At 62.7% G+C, this 26,918-nt stretch carries 24 protein-coding genes and 1 pseudogene; 16 read left to right on the forward strand and 9 right to left on the reverse strand.

What is annotated here, in order from left to right:
- The 6 genes and pseudogenes from rnr to rpmG all read left to right on the forward strand — a co-directional run bounded on the left by rnr (position 1) and on the right by rpmG (position 5,904).
- Positions 1–2,306, forward strand: a pseudogene (gene rnr / locus NLY44_RS09360) (ribonuclease R).
- Positions 2,306–2,758 (forward strand): DUF983 domain-containing protein, encoded by a 453-nt coding sequence (locus NLY44_RS09365; protein WP_031194788.1) that lies wholly within the window; start codon positions 2,306–2,308, stop codon positions 2,756–2,758. Before rnr ends, NLY44_RS09365 begins: the two are co-directional and overlap by 1 nt.
- Before the next feature lie 87 nt (positions 2,759–2,845).
- Positions 2,846–3,586 carry an NUDIX hydrolase gene (locus NLY44_RS09370; protein WP_023805304.1) on the forward strand — a complete coding sequence of 247 codons (741 nt, stop codon included), beginning with the start codon at positions 2,846–2,848 and terminating at the stop codon, positions 3,584–3,586.
- Between the two features lie 79 nt (positions 3,587–3,665).
- A complete protein-coding gene (locus NLY44_RS09375) occupies positions 3,666–4,841 on the forward strand; it encodes an MFS transporter (protein WP_023805305.1) in 1,176 nt (391 codons plus the stop codon).
- A gap of 116 nt (positions 4,842–4,957) precedes the next feature.
- Positions 4,958–5,413 (forward strand): YqfO family protein, encoded by a 456-nt coding sequence (locus tag NLY44_RS09380; protein WP_023710625.1) that lies wholly within the window; start codon positions 4,958–4,960, stop codon positions 5,411–5,413.
- Positions 5,414–5,736: 323 nt separating this feature from the next.
- A complete protein-coding gene (rpmG, locus tag NLY44_RS09385) occupies positions 5,737–5,904 on the forward strand; it encodes a 50S ribosomal protein L33 (protein WP_006201775.1) in 168 nt (55 codons plus the stop codon).
- Positions 5,905–6,313: 409 nt separating this feature from the next.
- On the opposite strand, the gene NLY44_RS09390 is transcribed toward rpmG, so the two are convergent.
- Both NLY44_RS09390 and NLY44_RS09395 read right to left on the reverse strand, forming a co-directional pair.
- Entirely contained in the window at positions 6,314–7,687 is a 1,374-nt protein-coding gene (locus NLY44_RS09390) for a PleD family two-component system response regulator (RefSeq protein ID WP_023710626.1), read from the reverse strand.
- Positions 7,688–7,711: 24 nt separating this feature from the next.
- Positions 7,712–8,083 (reverse strand): response regulator, encoded by a 372-nt coding sequence (locus NLY44_RS09395; RefSeq protein WP_023667574.1) that lies wholly within the window; start codon positions 8,081–8,083, stop codon positions 7,712–7,714.
- A 239-nt stretch (positions 8,084–8,322) separates the two neighbouring features.
- Here NLY44_RS09395 and NLY44_RS09400 point away from each other — a divergent pair, with 239 nt between their 5' ends.
- A complete protein-coding gene (locus tag NLY44_RS09400) occupies positions 8,323–8,622 on the forward strand; it encodes a DUF3572 domain-containing protein (protein ID WP_023681573.1) in 300 nt (99 codons plus the stop codon).
- Positions 8,619–9,272, forward strand: coding sequence for a hypothetical protein (locus tag NLY44_RS09405; protein ID WP_023805306.1), 654 nt, complete (start codon positions 8,619–8,621; stop codon positions 9,270–9,272). The genes NLY44_RS09400 and NLY44_RS09405 overlap by 4 nt, the downstream gene beginning before the upstream one ends.
- Positions 9,273–9,296: 24 nt before the next feature.
- On the opposite strand, the gene NLY44_RS09410 is transcribed toward NLY44_RS09405, so the two are convergent.
- Both NLY44_RS09410 and NLY44_RS09415 read right to left on the reverse strand, forming a co-directional pair.
- Positions 9,297–10,784, reverse strand: coding sequence for a hypothetical protein (locus tag NLY44_RS09410; RefSeq protein WP_023805307.1), 1,488 nt, complete (start codon positions 10,782–10,784; stop codon positions 9,297–9,299).
- Between the two features lie 99 nt (positions 10,785–10,883).
- Complete coding sequence (locus tag NLY44_RS09415; protein ID WP_023681576.1) at positions 10,884–11,459, reverse strand: GNAT family N-acetyltransferase; 576 nt, start codon at positions 11,457–11,459, stop codon at positions 10,884–10,886.
- Positions 11,460–11,526: 67 nt separating this feature from the next.
- Between NLY44_RS09415 and NLY44_RS09420 the strand changes: the two genes are divergently transcribed.
- On the forward strand, positions 11,527–12,855 hold the full coding sequence (locus NLY44_RS09420; protein ID WP_023805308.1) for a DNA polymerase IV: 1,329 nt from the start codon (positions 11,527–11,529) through the stop codon (positions 12,853–12,855).
- Between the two features lie 6 nt (positions 12,856–12,861).
- On the opposite strand, the gene NLY44_RS09425 is transcribed toward NLY44_RS09420, so the two are convergent.
- Entirely contained in the window at positions 12,862–13,368 is a 507-nt protein-coding gene (locus NLY44_RS09425; protein ID WP_023805309.1) for a hypothetical protein, read from the reverse strand.
- A 181-nt stretch (positions 13,369–13,549) separates the two neighbouring features.
- Here NLY44_RS09425 and NLY44_RS09430 point away from each other — a divergent pair, with 181 nt between their 5' ends.
- Positions 13,550–14,431, forward strand: coding sequence for a DMT family transporter (locus NLY44_RS09430; protein WP_023710632.1), 882 nt, complete (start codon positions 13,550–13,552; stop codon positions 14,429–14,431).
- 7 nt (positions 14,432–14,438) lie between these two features.
- Here the strand turns inward: NLY44_RS09430 and NLY44_RS09435 are convergent, their stop codons facing one another.
- From NLY44_RS09435 to NLY44_RS09450, 4 genes are all read right to left on the reverse strand, one after another.
- Positions 14,439–15,242, reverse strand: coding sequence for a potassium channel family protein (locus tag NLY44_RS09435; RefSeq protein ID WP_023681580.1), 804 nt, complete (start codon positions 15,240–15,242; stop codon positions 14,439–14,441).
- A 153-nt stretch (positions 15,243–15,395) separates the two neighbouring features.
- Positions 15,396–15,794 carry a nuclear transport factor 2 family protein gene (locus NLY44_RS09440; protein WP_023667583.1) on the reverse strand — a complete coding sequence of 133 codons (399 nt, stop codon included), beginning with the start codon at positions 15,792–15,794 and terminating at the stop codon, positions 15,396–15,398.
- A 169-nt stretch (positions 15,795–15,963) separates the two neighbouring features.
- The gene (gene dnaE, locus NLY44_RS09445) at positions 15,964–19,491 is read right to left on the reverse strand and encodes a DNA polymerase III subunit alpha (RefSeq protein WP_023805310.1); all 3,528 of its coding nucleotides are present in this window, start codon (positions 19,489–19,491) and stop codon (positions 15,964–15,966) included.
- Positions 19,492–19,752: 261 nt separating this feature from the next.
- Complete coding sequence (locus tag NLY44_RS09450) at positions 19,753–21,765, reverse strand: acetyl-CoA carboxylase biotin carboxylase subunit (protein WP_023688304.1); 2,013 nt, start codon at positions 21,763–21,765, stop codon at positions 19,753–19,755.
- Between the two features lie 237 nt (positions 21,766–22,002).
- Between NLY44_RS09450 and NLY44_RS09455 the strand changes: the two genes are divergently transcribed.
- From NLY44_RS09455 to NLY44_RS09480, 6 genes are all read left to right on the forward strand, one after another.
- Positions 22,003–23,130 carry an S-(hydroxymethyl)glutathione dehydrogenase/class III alcohol dehydrogenase gene (locus NLY44_RS09455; protein ID WP_023667586.1) on the forward strand — a complete coding sequence of 376 codons (1,128 nt, stop codon included), beginning with the start codon at positions 22,003–22,005 and terminating at the stop codon, positions 23,128–23,130.
- Between the two features lie 122 nt (positions 23,131–23,252).
- Positions 23,253–23,822 (forward strand): S-(hydroxymethyl)glutathione synthase, encoded by a 570-nt coding sequence (gfa, locus tag NLY44_RS09460; protein WP_023667587.1) that lies wholly within the window; start codon positions 23,253–23,255, stop codon positions 23,820–23,822.
- A 64-nt stretch (positions 23,823–23,886) separates the two neighbouring features.
- Positions 23,887–24,360, forward strand: coding sequence for a YaiI/YqxD family protein (locus tag NLY44_RS09465; protein ID WP_023695438.1), 474 nt, complete (start codon positions 23,887–23,889; stop codon positions 24,358–24,360).
- Positions 24,361–24,381: 21 nt separating this feature from the next.
- Positions 24,382–25,074, forward strand: coding sequence for a DUF1345 domain-containing protein (locus tag NLY44_RS09470; RefSeq protein ID WP_023688301.1), 693 nt, complete (start codon positions 24,382–24,384; stop codon positions 25,072–25,074).
- A 136-nt stretch (positions 25,075–25,210) separates the two neighbouring features.
- Complete coding sequence (locus tag NLY44_RS09475; RefSeq protein WP_023805311.1) at positions 25,211–26,086, forward strand: cytochrome b/b6 domain-containing protein; 876 nt, start codon at positions 25,211–25,213, stop codon at positions 26,084–26,086.
- A gap of 1 nt (position 26,087) precedes the next feature.
- Positions 26,088–26,879 carry a molybdopterin-binding protein gene (locus NLY44_RS09480; protein ID WP_023805312.1) on the forward strand — a complete coding sequence of 264 codons (792 nt, stop codon included), beginning with the start codon at positions 26,088–26,090 and terminating at the stop codon, positions 26,877–26,879.
- Positions 26,880–26,918 lie beyond the last annotated feature (39 nt).

A 26,918-nucleotide genomic window follows, 5' to 3' on the forward strand; every position in this document is an offset into this window, starting at 1 on the left:
GTGGCGCGCAGGATCACCGGTAGAAGCCACGGCGATCCGCGCACCGCCGACACGAGGGCCAAGGTCAAGGACGACTACAGGCCGTCGCGTGACGAAATCCTGCGCTACATCGCCGAGAACCCCGACCGCGCGGGAAAACGCGACATCGCAAAGGCGTTTGCCTTGCGCGGCGACGACCGCATTTGGCTGAAGGACATCCTGCGCGACCTGCAGGACGAAGGCATCCTGACCAAGGAGCGCAAACGGCTGGCCCGTGTCGGCGCCTTGTCGCATGTCGCCGTACTCGACATTTTTGGCCGCGATGGCGACGGCATCCTGCTGGCGCATCCGGCGGAGGCCGTCGGCACCGGCGAACCGCCGGTCATCTCGATCCGCGTCTCCCGCGGCGGCAATGGCCCGCAGCCGGGCATCGGCGACCGTGTGCTGGCCAAGACCTTCCCGACCGACGATGCGACCGGGCCTGCCTACACCGGCCGCGTGATGAAGATTTTCGAGAAGCGCACCGATGCCGTGCTGGGCGTCTTCCGTATCCTGAGGGACGGCACCTTCCGAATCGAGCCGGTCGAACGTCGCCAGCCCGAACTGATCGTCGACAAGGAATTCCAGAACGGCGCCAGGAACGGCGACCTTGTCGAGGTCGAGCCGGCGCGGGCCTCCCGGTATGGTTTGCCGCGCGCAAAAGTGGTGGCGGTGCTGGGCTCGCTGACCAGCGAAAAGGCGGTCTCGATGATCGCCATCCACGCGCACGACATTCCGCATATCTTCCCGGCCGACGTCATCGCCGAATCCGAGGCGGTAAAACCGGCGACGCTTGCTCACCGCGAGGACTGGCGCGACCTGCCGCTGGTGACCATCGACCCGGCCGACGCCAAGGACCATGACGACGCCGTCTTCGCCACGCCCGACCTCGACGAGAAGAACCCCGGCGGCGTGATCGCCACAGTGGCGATCGCCGATGTCGGGGCCTATGTCCGCTATGGCACCGCACTCGATCGCGAGGCGCTGAAACGCGGCAATTCTGTCTATTTCCCCGACCGCGTCGTGCCGATGCTGCCAGAGCGCATCTCCAACGACTTGTGCTCGCTGCGCGAAGGCCAGGACCGTCCCGCGCTTGCCGTGCGCATGATTTTTGCCGCCGATGGCCGCAAGCTGCGTCACACCTTTCACCGCGTCATGATGAAATCGGCGGCAAAGCTCGCCTATCCGCAGGCCCAGGCCGCGATAGACGGCCTTCCTGACGACAAGACCGGCCCGATCCTCGATACGGTGCTGAAGCCGCTATGGGACGCCTACGCCATCCTCAAGCGTGGCCGCGATGGCCGCCAGCCGCTCGAGCTTGATCTGCCGGAGCGCAAGATCCTGCTCAAGCCGGACGGCACCGTCGACCGCGTCATCGTCCCGGAGCGGCTCGACGCCCACAAGCTGATCGAAGAATTCATGATCCAGGCCAATGTCGCCGCCGCCGAAACGCTGGAAGCGAAGAAGCAGGCGCTGGTCTACCGCGTCCACGATGCGCCGTCGCTGGCCAAGCAGGAATCGCTGCGCGAGTTCCTGCAGACGCTCGGCCTGTCGCTGGCGCGTGGCGCGCAGATGCGGCCCGCCCAGTTCAACGGCATTCTCGAGCGCGTGCGTGGCGCCGACAATGAGGGGCTGGTCAACGAAGTGGTGCTGCGCTCGCAGAGTCAGGCCGAATATTCGCCCAAGAACATCGGCCATTTCGGCCTCAACCTGAAGCGCTACGCGCATTTCACCTCGCCGATCCGCCGCTATGCCGATCTGATCGTGCATCGCGGGCTGATTGCCGCACTTGGGCTCGGCCCGGCGGGCTGACGCAGGACGAAGAGACGCGGCTGGAAGACGTCGCGGTGCTGATCTCCGGCACCGAGCGCCGCGCCATGGCGGCCGAGCGCGACACCGTCGACCGGCTGATCGCCGCCTACCTCGCCGAGCGCATCGACGACCGCTTCGACGCCCGCATTTCGGGCGTCACCAAATCGGGACTATTTGTCCAATTGGCGCAGTTTGGCGCAGATGGCTTCATCCCGGTGTCAAGTCTGGATGGCGATTACTATATATATGACGAAACCGCGCGATCGCTGTTCGGAGAACGCACCGGCAAGGGCTATCAGCTTGCCGACCGCGTCGAGGTTCGCCTGATCGAGGTGGCGCCTATGGCCGGCGCGATGCGTTTCGAGATGCTGACCGACCCGAAGCCCCTGCCCGGCTCCAAACGGTCGTTTCACAAGGCAAAAGGCCGCGCCCGCGCGTCGCAATCGCGCCCGGGGTCGCGCGGCAGGAGACGATAATGGCAAGCGAAATGGGAATCCAGAAGCAGGTTTTCGGCGGCGAACATCATTCGGGCCGAGTCGCCCGCCCGCTGTGGACGGCGATGAAGCGCGGCGCCCTTGGCCGCTGCCCGCATTGCGGCGAAGGCAGGTTGTTCGCCGGCTTCACCAAAAGCGTCGACAAATGCGCCGTGTGCGGTGAGGAGTTCCACCACCACCGCGCCGACGACCTGCCCGCTTATCTCGTCATCGTCATTGTCGGCCACATCGTTCTCGGCGCCTTCATGGGCGTCGAGGCGACCTCGACGCTCTCCATGTGGCAGCACATCGCCATTTGGGTGCCGCTGACCATCGTGTTGTCGGTCGCTCTGCTGCAACCGGTCAAGGGCGCCGTCATCGGACTGCAATGGGCGCTCTATATGCACGGCTTCGGCGGCGAAAAAGACGGCACCGAGCCGCATCCCGGAACCTAGTTTGCGTCAGGGCAATGTCGCCTGGCGCAACATGCCGACCGTGAAAGGCCACTTTCGTTTGCCAGAAGTTTCCGCTAGGTCCTGCGCATGGAAGGTATGACCAAGGCGGAAGTCAGCAGGATGGACCGTGGCGCAGCCGCCCACAGCGGCCTGCCCATACGCCCGCGCGATGCCGCCACCCTGATCCTGCTCGACCGCGAGGGCGACGAGATTCTGGTGCTGATGGGCCGGCGCCACGCAGGCCACGCCTTCATGCCCGGCAAGTTCGTCTTTCCCGGCGGCCGCACCGATTCGGCCGACAGCCGCATTGCCGTTGCCACCCCATTGCTCCCGGAGGAAGAAGCCAGGCTGACCGCCGGCGTCGGCCGCATCAGCCCGTCGCGGGCCCGTGCCATCGCGCTCTCGGCCATCCGCGAGACTTATGAGGAAGCCGGCCTGCTCATCGGCAGCAAAGGCTCTTTCGCAACCGACAAACGCGACTGGCAGGGCTTTGTCGAGCACGGCGTCCAGCCTTCGCTGGCGCCGCTGCGCTTCCTCGCCCGCGCCATCACCCCGCCCAATCGCGTGCGTCGTTTCGACACCCGCTTCTTCAGCGCCTGGCGCAGCGATGTCGCCGTGGAACTGCCGGGTGGCGGCCCGACCAATGAGCTGGAAGAACTGATCTGGCTGCCGCTTGCCAAGGCCAGAGAGGCCAATATCCCCGACATCACCCGAACGATCTTGCTGGAGCTGGAGACGCGGCTTGCCGGCGATCCGCGCCTGCGACCCGGTGGGTCCGTGCCGTTCTACCGGCTTGTCCGCAACCGCTTCGTTCGCGAAATTCTTTAGAGCAATTCTAGGAAAAGTGTGACGCGGTTTTCCGTCCGGAATTACGCAATATCAAACAGACAGAGTATTCAGGCATCACATGACGGTCGATACCCAGCAAGAGGGCGACGAGCGCGTACATTGGCTACCGATGATCGCCGCGATCTCGTCGATCAGCGTCGTCGGCATCGCCATAGGCCTCGGCATGCCGCTGCTCAGCGTTATTCTCGAGAGCCGCGGCCACTCGGCATCGATGATCGGCCTCAACACCGCGGTCGCCGGCCTCGCCTCGATCGCCGGCGCCCCGCTGGCCACGCCGCTGGCGATGCGCTTCGGCGTCGCCTGGACGATGATCGCCATGATCGCCGCCGGCGCGCTCGCCTTTGTCGGCTTCCACTTCGCGCCGGACTTCTGGATGTGGTTCCCACTACGCATCGTGCTGCACATCGCGCTGACGGTGCTGTTCATCCTGTCGGAATTCTGGATCAGCACCTCGGCGCCGCCGCGTCGGCGCGGCCTGGTGCTCGGCATCTACGCCACCGTGCTGTCGCTCGGCTTCGCCGCCGGGCCATGGATCTTCGCCCATATCGGCAGCACCGGCTTCTTGCCGTTCGGCGTCATCATCGTCCTGGTCGCGCTGGCCGCAATCCCGGTGCTGGCCGCACGGAATGAAAGTCCCACAATCGTGGTTGACGGCGAAACCAGCAACTTCCTGCGCTACATCTGGCTGGTGCCGACAGCGACCGCCGCCGTGCTGGTGTTCGGCGCTGTCGAGACCGGCGGCTTTGCGCTGTTCCCCGTCTATGGCAACCGCATCGGCTATTCCGAGGCGGATGCAGCCCTCCTGCTCACCATGATCGGCCTCGGCAACGTGCTGTTGCAGATCCCTATCGGCATGATCAGCGACCGCGTCTCAGACCGCCGCTATCTGCTTTTGGCCTGCGCCACGGTCGGACTTGCCGGCACCATCTTCATGCCGTTCTTCGCCGGCAATTGGCATCTGATGGCGACGCTTCTGTTCGTCTGGGGCGGCGTGGTGGCCGCCATGTACACGATCGGCCTTGCCCATCTGGGCTCGCAGCTCTCCGGCCATGAACTGGCCTCGGCCAACGCCGCCTTCGTGCTCTGCTACGGCGTCGGCATGGTGCTTGGCCCGCAGGCGATCGGCATCGGCATGGATGCCTTCGGGCCCTCCGGCTTCGGCTGGTCGCTCGGCCTGTTCTTTGCCGCCTATATCGCCTTGGTCAGCGCCAGGCTGATCCGCAAGATCTGGTAGCCTGTCCGTCGCCAGCCTGCGCAATCCTGACGGGATGTCGCCGCTGCTGACAGAACCGTGTCAGGAGACCTCAGCTAAAAGGGTGTCCCAAAAAACCCGAGTTTGAGGATACGGCGATGATCGACAGCGGCTTTGAAACCACATCTCTGCGCATGACGCTTCTGCTGCTTGTCAGCTTCCAGGCCCCGGCAACCGATGTCGACCGCATCATGGACGCCGTGGTCGCGATCGCGCCGCTGGCAATGGGCAAATACGACCGCAACGCCTATCAAACGGCGCACGGCATCGAACGCTACCGACCGCTGGAAGGTGCAGCCGCCGGCGTCGAAACCGAACTGCGCCGCCGCCCCGGCACCGTCGAGGTCTCGTTCGAGTTGCCCGACGACCAGGTGCTCGCCGCCCGCGTCGTCGAGGCGATTTTCCAGGCGCATTCCTACCAGGAGCCGGTGATCCGCATCCAGCCGATCCTCGCCAGCCGCTCCAAGGGCCTGGACGACCGCGCCAATCCGAATCGCTGGTGGAACACCACCGGGGACTGGAAAAAAGCGCTTCCAGTTAAGGAAGAAGCCTAGAAATCCGGCCCCGCTGAGGGCGAGCAACAGCGACCTTACCTTCTCTCCTTGTGGGGTGAGAAGCGGCCTCGTAGCGGACGAAAAGCCAATTGCTTGGTTTTCGAGATTCGAACGCCCTGAGCCTCAGCCTCCATCGAGCCGGTGATAAAACCGGACAACTCATGTGCTACCTAATCCGGACAACTCATGTGCTTACGACACGGCGGCCGCGCCGGGCTTGACTTTCCGGGCACGTTCTTTATGTGTCGCGCCAAGTTTCCCGCGTCCGGGTGTTTTCCCCCGCTCCAGCGGCCAAAACCCCACGAACATAACGGACTGATACAATGGCCAAAGCCGCAAACATCAAGATCAAGCTTCTGTCGACCGCCGACACCGGTTTCTTCTACGTGACCAGCAAGAACAGCCGTACCAAGACCGACAAGCTGTCGTTCCGCAAATACGACCCGGTCGCCAAGAAGCATGTCGAGTTCAAGGAAACCAAGATCAAGTAATCTGGTTTTCATACGCTCTGTCAAAAGCGCCGCCCCTTCGGGCGGCGTTTTTGATTCAAGGCCCCGAAAAGCCAGAACCCTCCGCTGTTTGGCGCGAAGTGCTCATCTCATTTTTTGGCAAAAAAGGGGGCCGGTCGGCGTATGGCAGCGGTACGAGGAGGCCACTATGTGCCAGCGCCGGCCGGCCGACCCCACGGACCCAGGAGATGCGGCGGACCTGAGCATCATGGGGTATTCGGCGAAGCGATGCGGCTGTCTACCCTCGTGCCCGCATCGCCCTTGTTCTTGCACCGCACATTTGCGCAACAATGTTTGAAAATCAATAGTTTCTTAACCAAGCCTGCCGAATCGCTTGGATTAAGGTAAATTCCTAACCCTGTCCGATTGACTGCATAATCGGTGGTCTAGCCTACGCTGCCTTGGCGACGACCCGGTTGCGGCCGCCACTTTTGGCTTCGTAGAGCGCCACGTCGGCACGTTTCATCAACGCCGCGACCGTGTCCGCGCCCTTCAGAACCGATGACACGCCGACGCTGACCGTGACTTCGATCGCCTTGCCTTCAGGGCCGATGGCAAACGGCAGCTGGGCGATTTCAGCGCGAATGCGCTCGGCAACTTTCTCCGCCACCGCGCCGTCCGTGTCCGGCATCACAACGACGAATTCCTCGCCGCCGAAGCGGCAGGCAAGGTCGATACCCCTGACGTTCTTGCGCAGCCGCCTTGCGAACTCGCGCAGCACATCGTCGCCGCCATCATGGCCATGCGAGTCATTGACGGTCTTGAAGCGGTCCAGATCGGTGATCATCACCGACAGAGGCCGCCGCCGCGCCACGGCGCGGTCGAACAGCGTCTGCAAATGGCTGTCGAGGTAGCGGCGGTTGTGCAGGCCGGTCAATGCGTCGGTCACCGCCATCTCGATGGTCTGGGTGACGCTGGCGCGCAGCTGGTCGTTGTAGCGCTTGCGGCGCACCTGCGTGCGCAGCCGCGCCGTCAGCTCCTGCTGGTCGATCGGCCGCATCAGATAGTCGTTGATGCCGAGCTCGAGCCCGCGAATGATGCGCCCCTCCTCGCCTCCATCGGCAATCAGGATGATCGGCAGGAAGCGGGTGCGGTCGAGCGAACGAAATTGCGAACACAACCGCAGCGGATCGAAATCGGCAAAACCGGTCGAGATCAGCACGCACTCATAGGGCGCCTCGGCGGCTTGGAAGAAGCCGGCATGCGGATCGGTCGCAATGTCGAGCTCGGCGCTGCCGCGCAGCATTTTCTGGATGCGCTCGAACGACGATTTGCGCTCGTCGATCAACAGCACCTTCGGCGTGGCGTCCTCCGACGCGAAGCTGCGGCTCAACAGCGCCTCGATGCCGATGTTGCGGGTGGTCGATGCGCGCAGCCGCAGCTCGTCGGTCAGCGACTTCAGCCTGACCAGGCTCTTCACCCGCGTCATCAGCTGCAGATCGTTGACCGGCTTGGTGAGAAAGTCGTCGGCGCCTGCCTCGAGGCCGCGCACCCGGTCGGCAACGTGGCCCAGCGCGGTCACCATGACCACCGGTATATGCGCGGTCGCCGGATCGCTTTTCAGCCGCTTGCAGACCTCGAACCCGTCCATGCCGGGCATCATCACGTCGAGCAGCACGACATCGACCTTGCCGTTTTCGCAGGTCTCGATCGCGTCCGGCCCGTTGAAGGCCGTCAACACCTCGAAATATTCGGCCAGCAGCCGAACCTCGAGAAGTTTGACATTGGCAGGGATGTCGTCGACGACGAGGATCCGCGCGGTCATGTCACAAGGCTCCGGCTGAAGGCATCAGGCATCACCGAGATAGGATTTGATGGTCTCGATGAAACGCGGCACCGAGATCGGCTTGGAGATGTAGGCCTCGCAACCGCCCTGGCGAATGCGTTCCTCGTCGCCCTTCATGGCGAAGGCGGTGACGGCGATGACCGGAATGGAATGGAGGTCGTCGTCCTCCTTCAGCCATTTCGTCACTTCCAGCCCCGACACTTCGGGCAGCTGGATGTCCATCAGGATCAGGTCGGGCCTGTGCTGGCGCGCCAGATCGAGCGCCTCGAGCCCGTTGCGCGTGCGCACCGTTTCATAACCGCTGGCTTCGATGAGGTCGCGAAAGAGCTTCATATTGAGCTCGTTGTCCTCGACGATCATGACCTTCTTAGGCATCGATTTCCCGTCCCGGCCAGGCTTCTGCCCGAAGCCCTGCCGCTATGCGCCCTTGTCGAAGCACACCAAACCCTCGCTCACTCTTAAGGCAATATGATTGACGAAATGGAAACCCGAAGCGGCAAAAGCCATTCGGATTCCACCTCGAAAACCACATTGGATCGGGGCTGTGGCTTGCCGCAGGCGACGCTTGCGATTACTGCGGAAAAGAGACTCATTTCCGCAACGAGAAAGTAGTGATGGCAAACGCAGCGTCAATGCGCGAGGAAGCGGAAACCATTGCCGTGAAGGCACTGGGCTTCGTCGCCGCCGACCCCGAACTCCTGCCGCGCTTCCTGGCCCTCACCGGCATCGAGGCGTCCGCCATCCGCCGCGCCGCGGCCGAACCGGGATTCCTTGCCGGCGTGCTGCAGTTCATGCTTGCCCACGAGCCGACCTTGCTGCGCTTTGCCGAGGAAACCGACACGCCCCCGGCCGCCATCGGCAAGGCGTTGCGGGCGCTGCCTCTTGGCGGCGACGACCATGAGCATTCGATATGAGCGACGATCCCGAGACGGCACGCCAGATCGCCGAACTTGCAGCCGACGACCGGCCTCTGCTGATCCTCGATGTCGACGATGTCGTGCTCGAATTCATCCGGCCGTTTCCGCATTTCCTGAAATCGCGCGGCTTCGGCCTGACCCTGGCCTCCTTCCGTCTCACCGGCAACATTGCCGAAACGGCGAGCGGCCGGCTGATCGAACAGCCGGAGGTGACGGCACTTCTCGGAGATTTCTTCGATACGCAGGCCGACTGGCAGAGCGTTACCGACGGTGCCGAACAAGCGCTTGCCAGCCTCAGCGACCGCGTCGAGATCGTCCTTTTGACCGCCATGCCGCACCGGCATCGCGCCGCCCGCCGCGCCCATCTCGATGCGCTCGGTCTGCCCTATCCGCTATTGACCACCGAAATGGCTAAGGGACCCGCGGTGGCCAAATTGCGTGGTAGCAGAGGCCGGCCGGTAGCCTTTGTCGACGACCAGCCCGCCAACCTCATCTCGGCACGCAACTCGGTTGCCGACGCCCATCTCTTCCACCTGATGGCCGACAATTCGCTGCGCGCCTTCCTGCCGCCGGTGCCGGACGACATCATCTCCGTCGAGGACTGGCACGAGGCCACGCCAAAGATTGCTAGCGCGCTGGGACTCTGAGTTAGCCGCCCCCGAGGTCAGTGCTCAAGGCTTCGTTGCTGTCCCAGGGATCGCATCCGGATCGGCGTTGTCTTCCACGACCGGATCAGGCCCCTTCAGCATCGCGCCGTTGACCGTCACCGACCCATCATGCCTGGCGTTGATCACCCATTCGATACGGCCGTCCGGCAGCGTCTTGGCGAATCCCTTAATCGCAAGCGCCCCTGTGAAAGCCTGCGAGGCCTCCGGGTCAGATTTAGCCGCCGCCTGCAAGGTTTCAACGATCTTGTCGTAGCCGGTTACGTTGACGGTCACGCTCGCATCCGGCTTCTTGCCGGGGAACGTCATTTCGCCCTCCATGGCGACCTCGATGTCGCCGTTCTTCACCGTGCTGTGCCCGAGAACGAATTTTGGTATCTTGGCCAGGAAATTGGCGGAAATCTCGTCGCCGAAATCTGGCGGCAGCGGTGGATCCTTGCTGAAATCGAGGGTGTCGATGGTTTTCCTGGCCATACTGTCGAGATCGATGTTGGCGCCGCCGAAATTCAGGTCGAGATCCGTCGGCAGCAACGCAACGGTCCAACTGGGCAGCATCTGCTGCGGTATTGTCAGGCCGGAAACCTTGAATGCGTAGCTGATCTTGCCGTCCTTGCTGATGCCGTCCATGCCGACAACGGTGTTCAGCTGCGCCGCGCCGAAATTGCCGGCATATGTTTCAATGGCAAGGTTTTTGAATGCGTAGGTCCCATCGATCCGTTCCCATAGCGGCAGCGCACCGAGCAGAAGCGTTTTGAACTCTGCTTGATCGGCCTTCAGCCGGGCCTCGTCCTCATGGGCGACGGCGAACGCCAAAAGATCCAGAAGCGGCTTGGTCTGAATGGCCTTAGCGGTCACGTTCACAGCGAGCTCCGGTGCCCGGAGCGCTGCGATTGACCGGTCATCGATTTTGACCGTTTCGACGAAGTCCGCCATCGCCTGTGTGAAATTAAGATCGACGCCGCCGTTGGCCGACTTCCTGGCGTCAAATTTGGAAGAGCCCAGCCCCACGCTCAAATCGGTCAATTGACTGACTTGGCGCGACGTCATCGTCATGCCCGCAATCGAACTGGTGCCGCTGGTAAATGCCGCCAGTTCCGGGTCATAGACGCCCGTGAACTTGCCATCCTTGACAACGATTTGCCCGGTGTTCAGGCCATTTGGGCCATTTACCTCGATGGACCCAGTCGTAGAGAAATCCGAGGCGACATCCCAGCCTCCGTCGCTGCGCGGTTTGACCCGCAGCGTGACGGGCGGGAAATCGAACCGCTTCAGATCCTGCTTCGGCATCTTCGCCACAAGCGCCTTCACATCGAAGGTGATCTTGTAGGCACCCTCCTCGGCTGAGATCTTCAAAATGCCTTCATTGAGCGCCTGTTTGCCGACATAGCGAGAGAGCTCATCGGAAAGTTGCTTGGCACCTTGGGCATCGACAGCCTGGCCAAAGGCAGGAGCGCTGAGGGCGAGAAGGAAAGCAAGCGGCAGGACACGGTTCACAAAATTCTCCATTTGACCAAAAAGGAACGCTTCGTTCGTCTGCTATGAAACCAACCTACAGCTTCCACAGGACATCAACAAACGCCGACGGGTAATTGACTACAACACCAGCCGCATCAGCGGCCGTCCGGCCTTGCGTTCGACAAGCCGCTCGAAGCCGGCCTTTTCAAACACACGCGACGAGCCGACGAACAGCCCGATCGAACGCGAATCGCGCGACACGTCGATCGGACACGCCTCGACCAGCCGCGCCTTGTTCTGGCGGGCAAAAGCGATGCCGCCCTCGACCAGGCGGTGGCTGACGCCCCGGCCGCGCGCGCTGGCGCGGATGAAGAAGCAGGAGATGGCCCAGACGCCGGGATCTACGGCGTCGGTTGGATCGACCGGCGCCGAGCCCCGGCCCCGATTGTTCCATTCGGGCACGTCGGCGCGTGGACCGATCTGCATCCAGCCGACCGCCTGGCCGTCCTCGAAGGCCAAAAGCCCCGGCGGCGGCCCGGCCTCGATACGCGCCTTGATATGATCCTTGTTGCGCTGCTTGTCGCTGGCCCGTCGGACCGCCGGCGCCATCCGGAAATGCGTGCACCAGCAGCCGTAACAGGCGCCCTGCTTGCCGAAAAGATCCTCGAAATCCGCCCATAGGTCAGGCGCCAGCGGCGCTATGGTGGTGCTCATGAGTTCTCTCCCGGCTAACCGCTTGTGGCGGCTTCCGTCCTGACGTACCATTGCATCTGTTCTCTTTATGTTCGCAGCGATGGCGGCCCCTGTCAACAATCCCGAGCACGGTTTTTGCCGCGACTGCCTGACCTTTCAGCGCAGCGATACCAAGCGCTGTGAGCGTTGCGGCAGCCCTCGACTCACCCGCCATCCCGAGCTCTACCAGCTGCATCTGGCGCATATCGATTGCGACGCCTTCTATGCGGCGATCGAAAAGCGCGACAATCCGGCGCTGAAGGACAAGCCGCTGATCATCGGCGGCGGCAAGCGCGGCGTCGTTTCCACCGCCTGCTACATCGCCCGCATCCAGGGGGTGCGCTCGGCAATGCCGATGTTCAAGGCGCTCGAAGCCTGTCCGGAAGCGGTCGTCATCCCGCCCAATATGGAGAAATACGTCCGCGTCGGCCGCGATGTCCGCGCCTTGATGCAGGCGCTCACGCCGCTGGTCGAACCGCTCTCCATCGATGAGGCGTTTCTCGACCTTGCCGGCACCGAGCGCCTGCACGGCATGCCGCCGGCGGTGGTGCTGGCGCGCTTTGCGCAGACCGTCGAAAAGGAAATCGGCATCACCGTTTCGGCCGGCCTTTCCTACTGCAAGTTCCTGGCCAAGGTTGCCTCCGATTTCCGCAAGCCGCGCGGCTTTTCGGTGATCGGCGAAGCCGAGGCGCTGGGTTTCCTGGCCGAACAGCCAGTGACGCTGATCTGGGGCGTAGGCAAGGCTTTTGCCGCAACGCTCGAACGCGACGGCATCCGCAGCATCGCCCAGTTGCAGCGCATGGAGCGCGCTGATCTTATGCGCCGCTATGGCGTGATGGGCACCCGGCTCTACCATCTCTCGCGCGGCCAGGACGACCGCCGTGTCGATCCCGACCAGGATGCGAAAAGTGTGTCGGCCGAAACCACTTTCGACACCGACATAGCTGAAATGGGCGAACTGGTTCCAGTGCTGAGGGGATTGTCGGAAAAGGTCTCGGCGCGGCTGAAGAAGTCAGGCATTGCCGGGCGCACCGTGGTGCTGAAGCTGAAGACGCAGGATTTCAAGCTGCGTACCCGCAACCGTCAGCTCGGCGACCCGACCCGGCTGGCCGACCGCATTTTCCAGACCGGGCTCGAGCTGTTGCGCAAGGAGGCGGACGGGACAAAGTACCGGCTGCTTGGCATCGGTGTCAGCGATCTCTCGGATGACGAGAAGGCCGATCCGCCCGATCTCGTCGACGTCGGCTCGCGCAAGCGCGCCATGGCCGAAAGCGCCATCGATACGCTGCGCGACAAGTTCGGCAAGAATGCGGTGGAAACCGGCTACACCTTCGGTAAAGGCCGCAACGCCAACCCGCCGGAGCCGATCGAGGAGTGAGACGGCTTAGATACGCTTGAGATCGATGCGGCTCGTCACCACGTTCTTGCCGGTTTTCGGATCGACGTCGGTAACGGTCAACCGCATTCCGTCGCCGCTGGTTTTCTCCACCGTCAACCGCGCCTTGCGATCGCCATTGACCTCCGCCGCCCAGCGAATGCCGAGACTGATCGCGTTCCCGGAACGGCTGCCGGCGAGCTGTGCCGGCCCGGTGCGCGACCCGACATAGACGCCAGTATACTTCGCCCCGCGGGCCTTCAGATTGGCGCTGATGGCGCGCGCCACCACGACAAGACCACGGCAATTGCCGTCAAGCGACAATGAACTCGAGGTCGCGTCGGAATTGAAGGTGCAGGACACATTCACCGTCGGTGCGTCGGTGGTGACCTTGACTGTCCCCTTGCCGGAGAAATTCCCTTGCAAGGAGCTGAGAAAATTCGCCTCGTCGGCATCGGCCGTGGCGCTTGCAGTTAGCAGGCAGCCGGCTAGCAGAAACCGCGCGAATGATTTCATCGGAATCTCTCCCCCGTTGATGTTGAAGAACGATGCGTCCAGCAATTGGCCAATACCGGAACCAACGCCTGCCGTCGCGTCAGGTTCCACTTCCGGCATGGCTGTTTTTGCAACGGTCTGGCCCAGTCGAATGCGTCGCCTAACGGTTGCGATAGAAGTCCCGGCTTGCGACATAGCGCCTATGGCACCTTCCCCATCGATCCCGAAAGCCGCGTTCTGGATGGCGCTGTCGATCGCCTCGTTTCTGGCGATGTCAGTCGCTGGCCGCGCAACCACCGCCGAGCTCAACGTCTTCCAGGTGCTGGAACTGCGCTCGGTGATCGGCTTCTTCATCCTGTTGCCGCTGGTGACGATGAGCGGCGGATTCGCCGCAATGCGCACGCAGCGCCCGTTGGCCCATATCGCTCGCAATGTCATCCACTATACGGGCCAGGCGGCATGGCTCTATGCGCTGACGCTGATCCCGCTTGCGGTGCTCATATCGATCGAATTCACCACGCCGATCTGGACCGCGATCCTGGCGGTGACCTTTCTTGGCGAAAGGCTCTCCCGCCCGAAAATTGCGGCGGTCGTGCTTGGCCTGATCGGCGTGGTGGTCATCGTTCGCCCCGGCGTCGGCTCCATGGATCCGGGTCACCTCGTCGTTCTCGGCGCGGCCGTGTGCTTTGGCGTATCGGTGGTGTTGGTCAAGTCGCTGACCCGCACGGACAGTGTCGTGCGCATCATCTTCTGGATGCTGATCATCCAGTCGGTGGTCGGCCTGATCCCGGCGCTTTATGAATGGCGCAACCCACCGCTCGAACTCTGGCCATGGATCCTGCTGATTGCCTTCACCGGCATGTCGTCGCATTTCTGCATGGCGCGTGCCCTCACCTATGCCGACGCTACGGTGATTTCACCGATGGATTTCCTGCGCGTGCCACTGTCGGCGCTGATCGGCTGGCTGCTCTACAGCGAACAGATCGACATCTTTACAGCCGGCGGCGCCCTGCTGATCCTGATGGGCAACCTGCTCAACCTGCAGCGCAAGGCGCCAAAGCCGGCCGAGGTCGCGGCCTCGTAGCGGTCGGTCAATTCCCCTCATCCGGTATGTTGAGAAGATGCCCGCAGGCCTTGCAGTGCACGGCGTCCGGCTCATGCCGTTGCAGTCCGCACTGCGGACAGGGAAAGAACACCTTGGCGGGTCGAAAAATCGCCGTCGCCAGTCTGACGAACAGCGAGATGCCGATGATCATGGTGGCGATCGCGGTCAGCTTGCCGGCGATCCCCGGCAGCACGATGTCGCCGAAACCGGTCGTCGTCACCGTGGCGACGGTAAAATACAGCGCATCGATATAGTTCTCGAGGCCGGCGCCGGTGCGAAAGAAGAAGGTGTAGACGAAGCCGGTGATGACGAACAGGAACGTCAACAGGTTGATGACCGCGTGGCTCGCCTCGCGCCAGGGCCTTAAGCCACGCATTTCGAAATGCTGCCACAGCGAACCGCTGCGCGACAGCGACCACAGCCGCAGGATGCGCAGGAACGCCAGATTTGCCAGCGCCGTCGGCATCAGCAGCGTCAGAAGGATGAAGACATCGACCCAGGATGTCGGCTGTTTCATCAGCCGCAGCATGTCGTTGGAGGCTAACAGCCGGGCAATCAGGTCGGCGGCGACCAATGCGGCGACGGTATAGTCGAGCCACAGGAATGACGGCTTGTCCTGGAGCACCGGCGTGGCAACGAAGAAGGCGATGATGGCGAGGTCGATGATGACCGCCACCAGTTGAAACCGGAACGCCGCCGGCGTGCGTCCGTGATAGAGCTTGCGCAGCCTGTCACGCAGCCGCGCGATGGCAGAGCTTTGCTGCGATCCGTCCTTCTCGGCTGCTTTCATCACCAAGTGCGTAACGGTCCCAGGCGGGGCCGTCTAGAGCATGATCCCAAAAAGTGGGTGCCGGTTTTTGGAAAAGATCACGTTCCAACAAAGGGTTAGATCATGATGAGATTTCAACCGAATCTCATCATGATCTAATGGCCCCGGTGATCCTCAGCCCTCCACCACCTTGCCGTCCGGCCCGACGAGGCGCCAGGCCGAGGCGGTGTCGTAGACGAACCGCTCCTCCGCAATCCGGTCACCACGCCAGCGCTGCAGGGCCACCTCTTCCAGCCGGCGCACGGTGCCGGCCTTGTCGACACGGTCGAAGGTCCAGCGGATGGCGACATTGTCGCCATCGACCAGGAATGTCTGGACAGGATGGGTGTGCATCTTCTCGATCCGGTCGAGTGCTGCCTGCTCATGCGCCATCAGTGTTTCCTTGCCGCGCCGCGGGACGCCGAGATTTTCCTGCATGGTGGCATCGTCATGGTAGAAGTCGGCGATCGCTTTGACGTGGCTGCCTTCGACCACCTCCTTGAGGAAGGCTTCGACGCGTTCGCGGCTGGGCATGATTGTGCGTTCCTTTGAAGTTTCTGCTCAACGCATGTGGTTCAAAGGAAGGTCAGGTCAACCACGCCCCGCACGCTGGCCCTATCGGCTGCAATGTCAGGCCCAGAGCATCTTTATGCCGTCATGCACTGGCCGACGTCGATGCGATTGCCGTGTATATCAGCGCAGCCTAGACGAGCTCGACTTCGACCACACCCGGCACCGCGCGCATGGCCGACGCGATCTGCGGCGAGATGCGGTAGCGGTTGGGCAATTCGATCTCGATCTCGCCCTGCGCCTCTTCTTTGATGACGATAATGCTTACCTGACTTTCCCCACGCTGGGTAAGCTGCGATTGAATCGCCGACGCAGGCCCGTCATTTCGAACGAAGATGCGCAGCGCCTTCTGGATACGGCTGGCCTCATCCTCCAGCGACTGCACCGTCTGGATGCGCAGATTGACCCCTTCGGGCCTATCCTCGGCCGAAACGGTGATCACCACCGAACGTCCGGGCTCGAGCAGGTCGCGATACTGCGCCAACCCTTCCGAAAACAGCACGGCTTCATATTGGCCAGATGTGTCGGAAAAGGCGATGACGCCCATCTTGTTGCCGGTTCGGGTCTTGCGCTCCTGCTTGGTGGTGACGGTGCCGGCGAGCCGGCCCGCGGCGGCACCGCGTTTGACCGCAGCCGAGAACTCGCCCCAGTTTTGCACCCGCATCTTCTGCAGGGCCGCCTTGTACTCGTCGAGCGGATGCGCCGAAAGATAGAAGCCGACGACCTGGAATTCACGGTGCAGCCGGTCGGCGGCAAGCCACGGATCGGTCTGCGGCAAATTGAGCGCCTGCTGCTGCGCGCCGAGCGACGCGCCGAAAATGTCGTGCTGGCCCGAAATGGCATTCTGCTGCGCCAGCGAAGCCAGCCCCATCATCCGTTCGACGCCGGCCATCATCTGGGCGCGGTCGTGGCCGAAGCAGTCGAGCGCGCCGGCCATGATCAGGCTTTCGAAGACGCGCTTGCCGACGATCTTGGGATCGACCCTTTCACAGAAATCGGCGAGATTCTTGAACGGCTTTTCGCCGCGCATGGCGACGATGTGCTCGACCGCAGCGTCACCGACGCCCTTGAGGGCCGCCAGCGAATAGTAAATGCGGTTCTCGCCGACCTCGAAATTGCGGAAGCTGGTCATCACTGACGGCGCCACCACCTCGATGCCGAGACGCAGCGCATCCTGGCGGAAATCGGCGAGTTTGTCGGTATTGCCCATGTCGAGCGTCATCGACGCCGCCAGGAACTCGACGGGATAATGCGCCTTGAGATAGGCGGTCTGGTAGGACACGACGGCGTAGGCGGCCGCGTGCGATTTGTTGAAGCCGTAGTCGGCGAACTTGGCCAGAAGGTCGAAGATGAAGTCGGCCTGCGGCTTGCCGACGCCGCGTTCGACCGCACCTGTGACGAAGCGCTCGCGCTGCTTGTCCATTTCGGCGCGGATCTTCTTGCCCATGGCGCGGCGCAGCAGGTCGGCTTCGCCGAGCGAATAGCCCGACAGCTCCTGCGCGATCTGCATCACCTGTTCCTGGTAGACGATGACGCCTTGCGTCTCCTTCACCAGATGGTCGATCTTGGGATGGATCGATGCCATCTCCTCTTCGCCATGCTTTCTGGCGTTGTAGGTCGGGATGTTCTCCATCGGGCCGGGACGGTAGAGCGCCACCAGCGCGATGATGTCCTCGATGCAGTCGGGCCGCATGCCGATCAGCGCCTTGCGCATGCCGGCACTTTCCACCTGGAACACACCGACCACTTCGCCGCGCGACAGCATGGCGTAGGTTTCAGGATCGTCGAGCGGGATCGTCGCCAGGTCGATCTCGATGCCGCGCCGGCGGATCAGCTTCACCGCCGTCTCCAGCACCGTCAGCGTCTTCAGGCCGAGGAAGTCGAATTTTACCAGCCCGGCCTGCTCGACATATTTCATGTTGAACTGGGTGACCGGCATGTCGGAGCGCGGATCGCGGTACATCGGCACCAGTTCCGACAAGGGCCGGTCGCCGATCACGATGCCGGCGGCGTGCGTCGAAGCGTGGCGGTAGAGCCCTTCCAGCTTTTGCGCCATATCGAGCAGCGTCTGCACGATCGGCTCCTTCTCGGCCTCCTCGGCAAAGCGCGGCTCGTTGGCGATGGCATCCGCCAGCTTGACCGGATTGGCCGGGTTCTGCGGCACCATCTTGGAGAGCTTGTCGACTTGGCCGTAAGGCATTTGCAGCACGCGGCCGACGTCGCGCAGCACCGCGCGCGCCTGCAGCGTACCGAAGGTGATGATTTGTCCCACCTGGTCGCGGCCATATTTCTGCTGGACGTAGCGGATGACCTCTTCGCGCCGATCCTGGCAGAAGTCGATGTCGAAGTCGGGCATCGACACGCGGTCCGGATTGAGGAAGCGCTCGAACAGCAGCGAGAAGCGCAGCGGATCGATATCGGTGATGGTGGTGGAATAAGCGACCAGCGATCCGGCGCCCGAACCACGGCCCGGCCCGACCGGAATGCCTTGCGCCTTCGCCCATTTGATGAAGTCGGCCACGATCAGGAAGTAACCGGGAAATTTCATCTTCTCGATGATGGAGAGCTCGAAATCGAGCCGCTCGCGGTATTGTTCGACCGTGTAGCCGGCGGTGGGTCCATGCGCCGCCAGCCGGGCCTCCAGCCCCTCATGCGCCTGCCGGCGTAGCTCATCGGCCTCCGCTTTCAGCGCCACCTCATTGTCGGCGACATCGCCGCCGGTAAAGCGTGGCAGGATCGGATTGCGGGTCTTGGGATAATAGGAACAGCGCAGCGCGATCTCGACGGTGTTGTCGATCGCTTCCGGCAGGTCGGCGAACAGCCGCGCCATATCCGCCTGGCTGCGCAGGAAATTGTCCGAAGTCAGCCGGCGACGGTTGTCGGCGGCAACCACCGAACCCTCGGCAATGGCGATCAGAGCATCATGCGCGTCATAGTCGTCGCGGGCGGCGAAGAACGCCTCATTCGTGGCGACCAGCGGCAGATCATGGATATAGGCAAGGTCGACCGATGATTTCTCGATAGCGCGGTCATAACCGGAAACACGGTCCAGCTCGACATAGAGCCGGTCGCCGAACAGCGCCTTGAGTGCCAGCAGCCGCGTCTCGGCAAGATCTCGGCGATCCTCCTTCAGCGCCCGGCCGATCGGGCCGCGCGGCCCGCCGCTGAGGCAGATCAGGCCATCGCTATGGCCTTCCAGCATTGCTGACGTCAGATGCACGGGCTCGCCCGGCGGCGTCTCCAGATAGACCTGGCTGACCAGCCTGACGAGGTTGCTGTAGCCGGCCTCGGTGGCGGCGAGCAGCACCACGGCGTGCATCTCCGGACCATGGCGGCGGCGGTCGCGCTGCGCGTCGCTGGTCTCGCCGGAAAAGGCGAGATCGATCTGGCAACCGATAATCGGCTGGATGCCTTCCTTCACCGCCTTCTGGGCAAATTCCAGCGCGCCGAACAGATTGTTTGTGTCGGTGACTGCGATTGCCGGGCACTCGTCCTTGACTGCATGACCGACAACGGCGGCGACCTGCAAGGCGCCCTCGAGCAGCGAATACGCCGAATGCACGCGCAGATGGATGAACGGCCGCGCCGGCGCCTCCGGGCGCGCAGCAGCGAGCGCTGCTTCGCGCCTCAGGGGATCGCGTGGAAGTTTGTCATCCGCCATGATGTTTCAAATTGCTCGAAGGGCTTTGAGTCGATGGAGATGTATTGTCCCGGACCGGGCGATGCCAGTCCAGCACAAATGACCACCGACCACAGGCTTCCGTACCCAGCCGCACGGCTCAGAGATTGTTCGAAATTCGCTCTGGCGAGTCATAATGATGGTGGTTTCGAGAACCGGAGCGCAGCGGCCATTGGTCCGTGAGCACGGGAAGCGCAGAAACCACCTTCAGATGGCCGCCGGAGTAGAATTTCCAAACAATCTCTAGGCGAACTCCATGATCACCGCATCGACAGCCAGGCTGTCACCCGGCTTGGCGTTGAGCTTCGACACGACAAGATCGCGGTCGGCGCGCAGCACGTTTTCCATCTTCATCGCCTCGACCACGGCCAGCGTCTCGCCGGCCTTGACCTCCTGCCCCTCGGCAACCGCGATCGACACGACCAGGCCCGGCATCGGGCAAAGCAGCATCTTGGACGTGTCCGGCGCCACCTTCTCCGGCATCAGCCTTTCCAGCTCCGCCGTGCGCGGCAGCATGGCGCGCGCCGTCACCGACATGCCTTTCCAGGCAATGCGCAGGCCGTTCGGCGCCGGCCTGATCTGCGCCGTGACCTTGCGGGCACCGACAGTGCCGCGCCAGATGAGGTCGCCCGGCCGCCAGTCGGACGCCACGGTCAGCGCTTTGCCGCCATCGACCGACAGATCGATTTCCATCGGAATGGAGATCATGCCCTCGATGATCGAAGCCTGGAGATAGTCGTCGCCGAGCTTCACCACCCAATCGCGCTTGAGTGCGCCCGAATGCGGCGCCAGCCGCCCGCCCAGCCGGTCAAGCCGATCGCGGCGCAGAAGCTCGACCGCGGTGGCGATCGCCGCCAGCACTGCCTTTTCATCGCCATTGGGCACGATCGGCGCGAAGCCGTCAGGATATTCCTCGGCGATGAAGCCCGTCGATATCCGCCCCTCGCGCCAGCGCGGATGCTGCATCAGCGCCGCCAGGAATGGAATGTTGTGCTCGATGCCGTCGACGACGAAACTGTCCAGCGCTTCCGACATGGCGTCGATTGCCGCCAGCCGTGTCGGCGCCCATGTGCAGAGTTTTGCCACCATCGGGTCATAGAACATCGAAATCTCGGAACCTTCGGTGACGCCGGTGTCGTTGCGGATGACGATGTCGCCGAACGTGCCCTCCTCCGGCGGCCGGTAGCGCGTCAAACGGCCGATCGAGGGCAGGAAATTGCGATAGGGATCCTCGGCATAGAGCCGGCTTTCCACCGCCCAGCCGTTCAGCTTGACGTCGCTCTGCTCGATCGCCAGCTTCTCGCCGGCGGCGACACGGATCATCTGCTCGACTAGGTCGATGCCGGTAACAAGCTCCGTCACCGGATGCTCGACCTGCAATCGTGTATTCATTTCAAGGAAATAGAAGTTCTTTTCAGCATCGACGATGAACTCGACGGTGCCGGCGCTCTGGTAGTCGACCGCCTTGGCCAGCGCCACGGCCTGCTCGCCCATGGCCTTGCGCGTCCTGGCATCGAGGAATGGCGACGGCGCCTCTTCCGCAACCTTCTGGTTCCGGCGCTGGATCGAGCATTCGCGCTCGCCGAGATAGAGGGCGGTGCCATGCGCGTCGGCCAGCACCTGGATTTCGATATGACGCGGATCGACGACGAACTTTTCGATGAAGACTCGGTCGTCGCCGAACGAGCTTTTCGCCTCCGAGCGCGCCCGGTCGAAGCCGTCGCGCACTTCCGACTGGCTCCAGGCAATGCGCATGCCTTTACCGCCGCCGCCGGCCGAGGCCTTGATCATCACGGGATAACCGATCTCGCCGGCGATCTTTTCGGCATGGTCGGCATTTTCGATGACACCAAGCCAGCCGGGAACCGTCGACACCTCAGCGGCCTTGGCGAACTTCTTCGATTCGATCTTGTCGCCCATCGCCTTGATAGCCTTGGGTTTCGGACCGATGAAGACAATGCCCTCAGCCTCAAGCGCTTCGCAGAAGGCGGCCCGCTCCGACAGAAAACCGTAGCCGGGATGCACGGCCTGCGCGCCCGTCTCCTTGCAGGCAGCGATGATCTTTTCAGGCAGAAGATAGCTTTGCGCGGCAGGCGATGGCCCGATATGCACGGCTTCGTCGGCCATTTCGACGTGCACGGCGTCGCGATCGGCGTCGGAATAGACCGCTACGGTGGCAATCCCCATCCTGCGCGCCGTCTTGATGACGCGGCAAGCAATCTCGCCGCGATTGGCGATCAGGATTTTCGTGAACATCGAAGGCGTTTCCTCGGTCTTTCGTCCTTCTTATGGGCTTCGGCAGCCGGGCTCAAGCACCGCCGGCAGCGCACCCATCAAGACACTCCCTGCCCGCCAGGGCCGTGCCGAGGGGCGAAGGTTGGGCTCGCCGACGACTGGGCCAAGATTTGCGCCATATTTGGTCGCCAAATCGGGTTGAAACAGTATAAAAACCCTGAAAGCCTGAAGACCAATCGCCTTGGGAGGAATTGCCTAATGAAAACCCGCGCCGCTGTCGCTGTCGCCGCCGGAAAGCCGTTGGAAATCATGGAGGTCGACCTCGACGGACCGCGCGAAGGCGAGGTGCTGGTCGAGATCAAGGCGACCGGCATCTGCCACACCGACGAGTTCACCCTGTCGGGCGCCGATCCCGAAGGCCTGTTTCCGGCAATCCTCGGCCATGAAGGCGCCGGCGTTGTCGTCGATGTCGGCAAGGGCGTCACCTCGGTCAAGAAGGGCGACCACGTCATCCCGCTCTACACGCCGGAATGCCGGCAGTGCCCATCCTGCCTGTCGCGCAAGACCAATTTGTGCACCGCCATCCGCGCCACGCAGGGCCAAGGCTTGATGCCCGATGGCTCTTCGCGCTTCTCGATCGGCAAGGACAAGATCTTCCACTATATGGGCTGCTCGACCTTCTCCAATTTCACCGTTTTGCCCGAGATCGCCGTCGCCAAGGTCAACCCGGACGCGCCCTTCGACAAAATCTGCTACATTGGTTGCGGCGTCACCACCGGCATCGGCGCGGTCATCAACACCGCGAAGGTCGAGCAAGGCGCGACTGCTGTCGTCTTTGGTCTCGGTGGCATCGGCCTCAACGTCATCCAGGGCCTGAAGCTCGCCGGCGCTGACATGATCATCGGTGTCGACCTCAACAACGACAAGAAGGCATGGGGCGAGCGCTTCGGCATGACGCATTTCGTCAACCCGAAGGAGATCGACGGCGACATCGTCCCTCACCTCGTCAACCTGACCAAGCGTGGCGCCGACCAGATCGGCGGCGCCGACTACACATTCGACTGCACCGGCAATACCAAGGTGATGCGCCAGGCACTGGAAGCCTCGCATCGCGGCTGGGGCAAGTCGGTTATCATCGGCGTTGCCGGCGCCGGCCAGGAGATTTCGACCCGGCCGTTCCAGCTGGTCACCGGCCGCACCTGGATGGGCACCGCCTTCGGCGGCGCGCGCGGCCGCACCGACGTGCCGAAAATCGTCGACTGGTACATGGACGGCAAGATCCAGATCGACCCGATGATCACCCATTTGCTGAAGCTTGAGGACATCAACAAGGGTTTTGATCTCATGCATGAGGGCAAGTCGATCAGGAGCGTCGTCGTTTACTAAGTGCGATCAGCAAAAGTGGCGCCCGGTTTTGCGTCCGATCGCACACCAAACGGAGGAAGAACAAGCCGCCGACCGAAGGGCCAGCGACTGAAGTTGCACAGGTTCAACAAGGGAGGAAGACAATGCCTGAGAAACTGCATCCCAAAATCGACAATGGCTTGCCAAAGGAGAGCGCAAGCTTTGCCGGCGGCACGCTGGTCTGCGCCTGCACCAGCAAGCCGGTGAAGGTGACGGTCAAGGGCCAGATCGCCCACAACCATGCCTGCGGCTGCACCAAATGCTGGAAACCGGACGGCGCGGTGTTCTCGGTCGTGGCGGTCGCCGGCACTGGCGACGTCACCGTCACCGAGAATGGCGACAAGCTGAAGGTGGTCGATCCGGCAGCGTTGATCCAGCGTCATGCCTGCACCGGTTGCGGCGTCCACATGCACGGCCCGGTCGAGCGCGACCATCCGTTCAAGGGTCTGTCCTTCATCCATCCCGAGCGCTTCCAGGAAGACGGCTGGTCACCGCCGGGCTTCACCGCTTTCGTTTCGTCGATCATCGAATCCGGTGTCGACCCCAAGCGCATGGACGGCATCCGCGGCCAGTTGAAGTCGATCGGCCTCGAACCCTATGACTGTCTCAACCCCGGCCTGATGGATTACATAGCCACCTGGACGGCGAAGAAGTCGGGCGCGCTGCCGGCCTGACAGTACGAGATTTCTGGCATGGGGCCGGGTAACATGCCCGCCCCATGTCCGTTTTGGAGAGATAATGCCCGCACCCGCCATCTACGTCGACGCCGACGCCTGCCCGGTGAAAGCCGAGGTCGAGAAGGTCGCCGAGCGCCATGGCGTGGTCGTCACCTACGTCTCCAATGGCGGGCTGCGTCCGTCGCGCGATCCGATGATTCGCAACGTCGTCGTCTCTAAAAGCGCCGATGCCGCTGACGATTGGATCGTCGAGAACGCAAAGCCCAACGACATCGTGATCACCGCCGACATCCCGCTTGCCGCTCGCACCGTGGCGCTCGGCGCGCATGTGCTTGGGCCAACCGGCCGGCCGTTCACGCCGGAGACCATCGGCATGGCGGTTGCAATGCGCGATTTGAAGCAGCATCTGCGCGAAACCGGCGAGAGCAAGGGCTACAATGCCAGCTTTGCGCCACAGGATCGCTCGCGTTTCCTGGGTGAGCTCGACCGTATCTTGCGGCGGGCTCTGAAATCCGTCACACCCGACCAGACGTGAAGCATCATCCGAGGTCGGGCTATGGCCGACACATCGCCGAATAACCCCTTGCAGCGGCACAAGCAGTTCTTTGTGTCGCTAGCCGTCGGTCTGGTCGTATTTGCCGCGGTATTGCCTTTGATTGGATCGCTCCCCGTCTCCACGCGGCTTGCCTATTCGATCTCGATTGCCGCCGATTCCTTCTTCGTCGTCTTCATCGCGCTCGTCATCGCCAAGATGCCGCTGCTGTCCGGCCGCTATCTCAGCAAGAACGCGCGCGAACTGGACCTCCCAGTGCTGGGCATCTTTGCCATCACGCTCGGCATCGTCGCCATGGCCATTGTCCTGCTGTTCCTTTTGATCAATCACAAGGATCGCGACCCCATCGAACTCGGCTTCGCCATGCTGTCGATCCCGCTTGGCTGGTTCACCATCCATGCCATGGCCGCCCTCCACTATGCGCATGTCTACTGGATGGACGGCGACGCGATCGATGCCGAAACCAAGAAGAAGATACCGGTCGGCGGCCTCGATTTTCCCGGCAGCAAACGGCCGGACGGTTGGGACTTTCTCTATTTCGCGACGGTGATCGGCATGACCGCGCAGACCGCCGACACCGCGATCACGACCTCGCATATGCGCCGCGTGGTGCTTGTCCATTCGATCCTGTCGTTCTTCTTCAACGCCGTCATCGTCGCCGCCGTCGTCAATCTCGCGGTGAGCCTCGGCAATTGAGTATCCGTGCCCGCGATAAACCCGTGCCCGTAATAAAAACGTGACCGCTTGAAACATCGCTTTCGATAGCGACGTATTGGGAGGACAAGGACGAGCGCGGCCATCCCAGGATCGCGCAGCCGGAGGCGAGGAAAAGATGGAAACCATTACCGTGAGTCAGCCCGGCGCAGGCGTCGATGCCGCCTCAACGAAGGATGCGACGCTGATCTACCGGCAATCGCGCTGGACGCGTCTGACGCACTGGCTGTGGGCCATCTCGCTGTTCTTCATGCTCTTGTCCGGCCTGCAGATCTTCAACGCCCGCCCGCAGCTCTACATCGGCAAGCAATCCGGCTTCGGCTACAACAACACTGTCTTTGCCATCGGTGCCGAAAACACCGCGACCGGCCCGCGCGGCTACACCGAAATCTTCGGCCATCGCTTCGACACCACCGGCGTGCTCGGCTGGTCGGGCCCGGCCGGGCAGCAAACGTCGCGTGCCTTCCCGTCCTGGGCGACAATCCCGTCCTATTACGATCTCGGCACCGCCCGCGTCGTGCATTTCTTCTTCGCCTGGATACTGACAACCACCTTGGTCGTCTGGCTGGTCGCCAGCCTGGTCAACGGCCATCTGCGCCGCGATCTGGCGCCGCGCCTTGACGATCTCAAGCGGCTGCCGCAGGACATCATCGAGCACGCCAAGCTCAGGTTCCACCACACACGCGAATACAACACGCTGCAGAAAATGGCCTATGGCGGCGTACTGTTCGTGCTGTTGCCACTCATGATCATCACCGGCCTTGCCATGTCGCCGAGCATGAACTCGGTGCTGCCCTGGCTCAACGAACTGCTCGGCGGAAGGCAGACGGCGCGCACCATCCATTTCACGGTGATGGTGCTGCTGGTCGGCTTTTTCATCGTCCATATAATGATGATCCTCGCCGCCGGCCCGATCAACGAACTGCGCTCGATCATCACCGGCTGGTACCGCACCGATCCGCCAAGGCATGGCGACACCGAGAGGAGTGCGTGAGATGGCCAAATTCCAGATCAGCCGCCGAAAGTTCCTGACGGGCGCCGGCCTCGGCGTTTCCGGCATCATGTTGTCGGGCTGCGATGCCTTCGACAGCCAGCTCGGCATGGGCGATGGCCTGCGCAGTTTCCTCGAAAACGCCAATGGCCTGACCTACCGCGCGCAACGCTGGCTTGCCGGCCGCGATGCTCTGGCGCCGGAATTCACCGAGGCCGACATCCGCCAGCCGCAGCGGCCGAACGGCGTCACCGCGCCCGAGGATGACACCTACAAGGGCCTGCTCGCCAACAATTTCGCCGACTGGCGGCTGGAGGTAACGGGCGTGGTCGAAAAGCCGCTGTCGCTCAGCCGCGAGCAGTTGGAGAACATGCCGAGCCGCACGCAGATCACCCGCCACGACTGTGTCGAAGGCTGGAGCTGCATCGCCAAATGGACCGGCACCCCGCTGTCGCTGGTGCTCGACCAGGCTGTGGTCAAGCCGCAGGCCCGCTATGTCATGTTCCACTGCCTCGACACGATCGATCGTAGCCTCTCCGGGGAAATCAAATATTATGGCACCATCGACCTGATCGATGCCCGCCACCCGCAGACGATCCTGGCCTACGGCCTCAACGGCAAGCCGCTGCCGGTCGAGAACGGCGCGCCGCTGCGCGTGCGCGTCGAACGACAGCTCGGCTACAAGATGCCGAAGTATCTCTACAAGATCGAGCTCGTCGACAGTTTTGCCAATATCGGCGGCGGCCGCGGCGGCTATTGGGAAGACAATGGCTATGACTGGTATGGCGGGATTTGATAGGCCTCGCATTCTGACCGAGCACGATCTGACTCCGAC

The sequence above is a fragment of the Mesorhizobium sp. C089B genome (genome assembly GCF_030323125.1).
Taxonomy (GTDB): Bacteria; Pseudomonadota; Alphaproteobacteria; order Rhizobiales; family Rhizobiaceae; genus Mesorhizobium.

Bases quoted from the DNA above. Each gene is read 5' to 3' on its own strand.
- NLY44_RS09365 (WP_031194788.1), top strand. From the start codon at position 2,306: ATGGCAAGCGAAATGGGAATCCAGAAGCAGGTTTTCGGCGGCGAACAT.
- NLY44_RS09370 (WP_023805304.1), top strand. From the start codon at position 2,846: ATGGAAGGTATGACCAAGGCGGAAGTCAGCAGGATGGACCGTGGCGCA.
- NLY44_RS09375 (WP_023805305.1), top strand. From the start codon at position 3,666: ATGACGGTCGATACCCAGCAAGAGGGCGACGAGCGCGTACATTGGCTA.
- NLY44_RS09380 (WP_023710625.1), top strand. From the start codon at position 4,958: ATGATCGACAGCGGCTTTGAAACCACATCTCTGCGCATGACGCTTCTG.
- rpmG (WP_006201775.1), top strand. From the start codon at position 5,737: ATGGCCAAAGCCGCAAACATCAAGATCAAGCTTCTGTCGACCGCCGAC.
- NLY44_RS09390 (WP_023710626.1), bottom strand. From the start codon at position 7,687: ATGACCGCGCGGATCCTCGTCGTCGACGACATCCCTGCCAATGTCAAA.
- NLY44_RS09395 (WP_023667574.1), bottom strand. From the start codon at position 8,083: ATGCCTAAGAAGGTCATGATCGTCGAGGACAACGAGCTCAATATGAAG.
- NLY44_RS09400 (WP_023681573.1), top strand. From the start codon at position 8,323: ATGGCAAACGCAGCGTCAATGCGCGAGGAAGCGGAAACCATTGCCGTG.
- NLY44_RS09405 (WP_023805306.1), top strand. From the start codon at position 8,619: ATGAGCGACGATCCCGAGACGGCACGCCAGATCGCCGAACTTGCAGCC.
- NLY44_RS09415 (WP_023681576.1), bottom strand. From the start codon at position 11,459: ATGAGCACCACCATAGCGCCGCTGGCGCCTGACCTATGGGCGGATTTC.
- NLY44_RS09420 (WP_023805308.1), top strand. From the start codon at position 11,527: ATGTTCGCAGCGATGGCGGCCCCTGTCAACAATCCCGAGCACGGTTTT.
- NLY44_RS09425 (WP_023805309.1), bottom strand. From the start codon at position 13,368: ATGAAATCATTCGCGCGGTTTCTGCTAGCCGGCTGCCTGCTAACTGCA.
- NLY44_RS09430 (WP_023710632.1), top strand. From the start codon at position 13,550: ATGGCACCTTCCCCATCGATCCCGAAAGCCGCGTTCTGGATGGCGCTG.
- NLY44_RS09435 (WP_023681580.1), bottom strand. From the start codon at position 15,242: ATGAAAGCAGCCGAGAAGGACGGATCGCAGCAAAGCTCTGCCATCGCG.
- NLY44_RS09440 (WP_023667583.1), bottom strand. From the start codon at position 15,794: ATGCCCAGCCGCGAACGCGTCGAAGCCTTCCTCAAGGAGGTGGTCGAA.
- dnaE (WP_023805310.1), bottom strand. From the start codon at position 19,491: ATGGCGGATGACAAACTTCCACGCGATCCCCTGAGGCGCGAAGCAGCG.
- NLY44_RS09450 (WP_023688304.1), bottom strand. From the start codon at position 21,765: ATGTTCACGAAAATCCTGATCGCCAATCGCGGCGAGATTGCTTGCCGC.
- NLY44_RS09455 (WP_023667586.1), top strand. From the start codon at position 22,003: ATGAAAACCCGCGCCGCTGTCGCTGTCGCCGCCGGAAAGCCGTTGGAA.
- gfa (WP_023667587.1), top strand. From the start codon at position 23,253: ATGCCTGAGAAACTGCATCCCAAAATCGACAATGGCTTGCCAAAGGAG.
- NLY44_RS09465 (WP_023695438.1), top strand. From the start codon at position 23,887: ATGCCCGCACCCGCCATCTACGTCGACGCCGACGCCTGCCCGGTGAAA.
- NLY44_RS09470 (WP_023688301.1), top strand. From the start codon at position 24,382: ATGGCCGACACATCGCCGAATAACCCCTTGCAGCGGCACAAGCAGTTC.
- NLY44_RS09475 (WP_023805311.1), top strand. From the start codon at position 25,211: ATGGAAACCATTACCGTGAGTCAGCCCGGCGCAGGCGTCGATGCCGCC.
- NLY44_RS09480 (WP_023805312.1), top strand. From the start codon at position 26,088: ATGGCCAAATTCCAGATCAGCCGCCGAAAGTTCCTGACGGGCGCCGGC.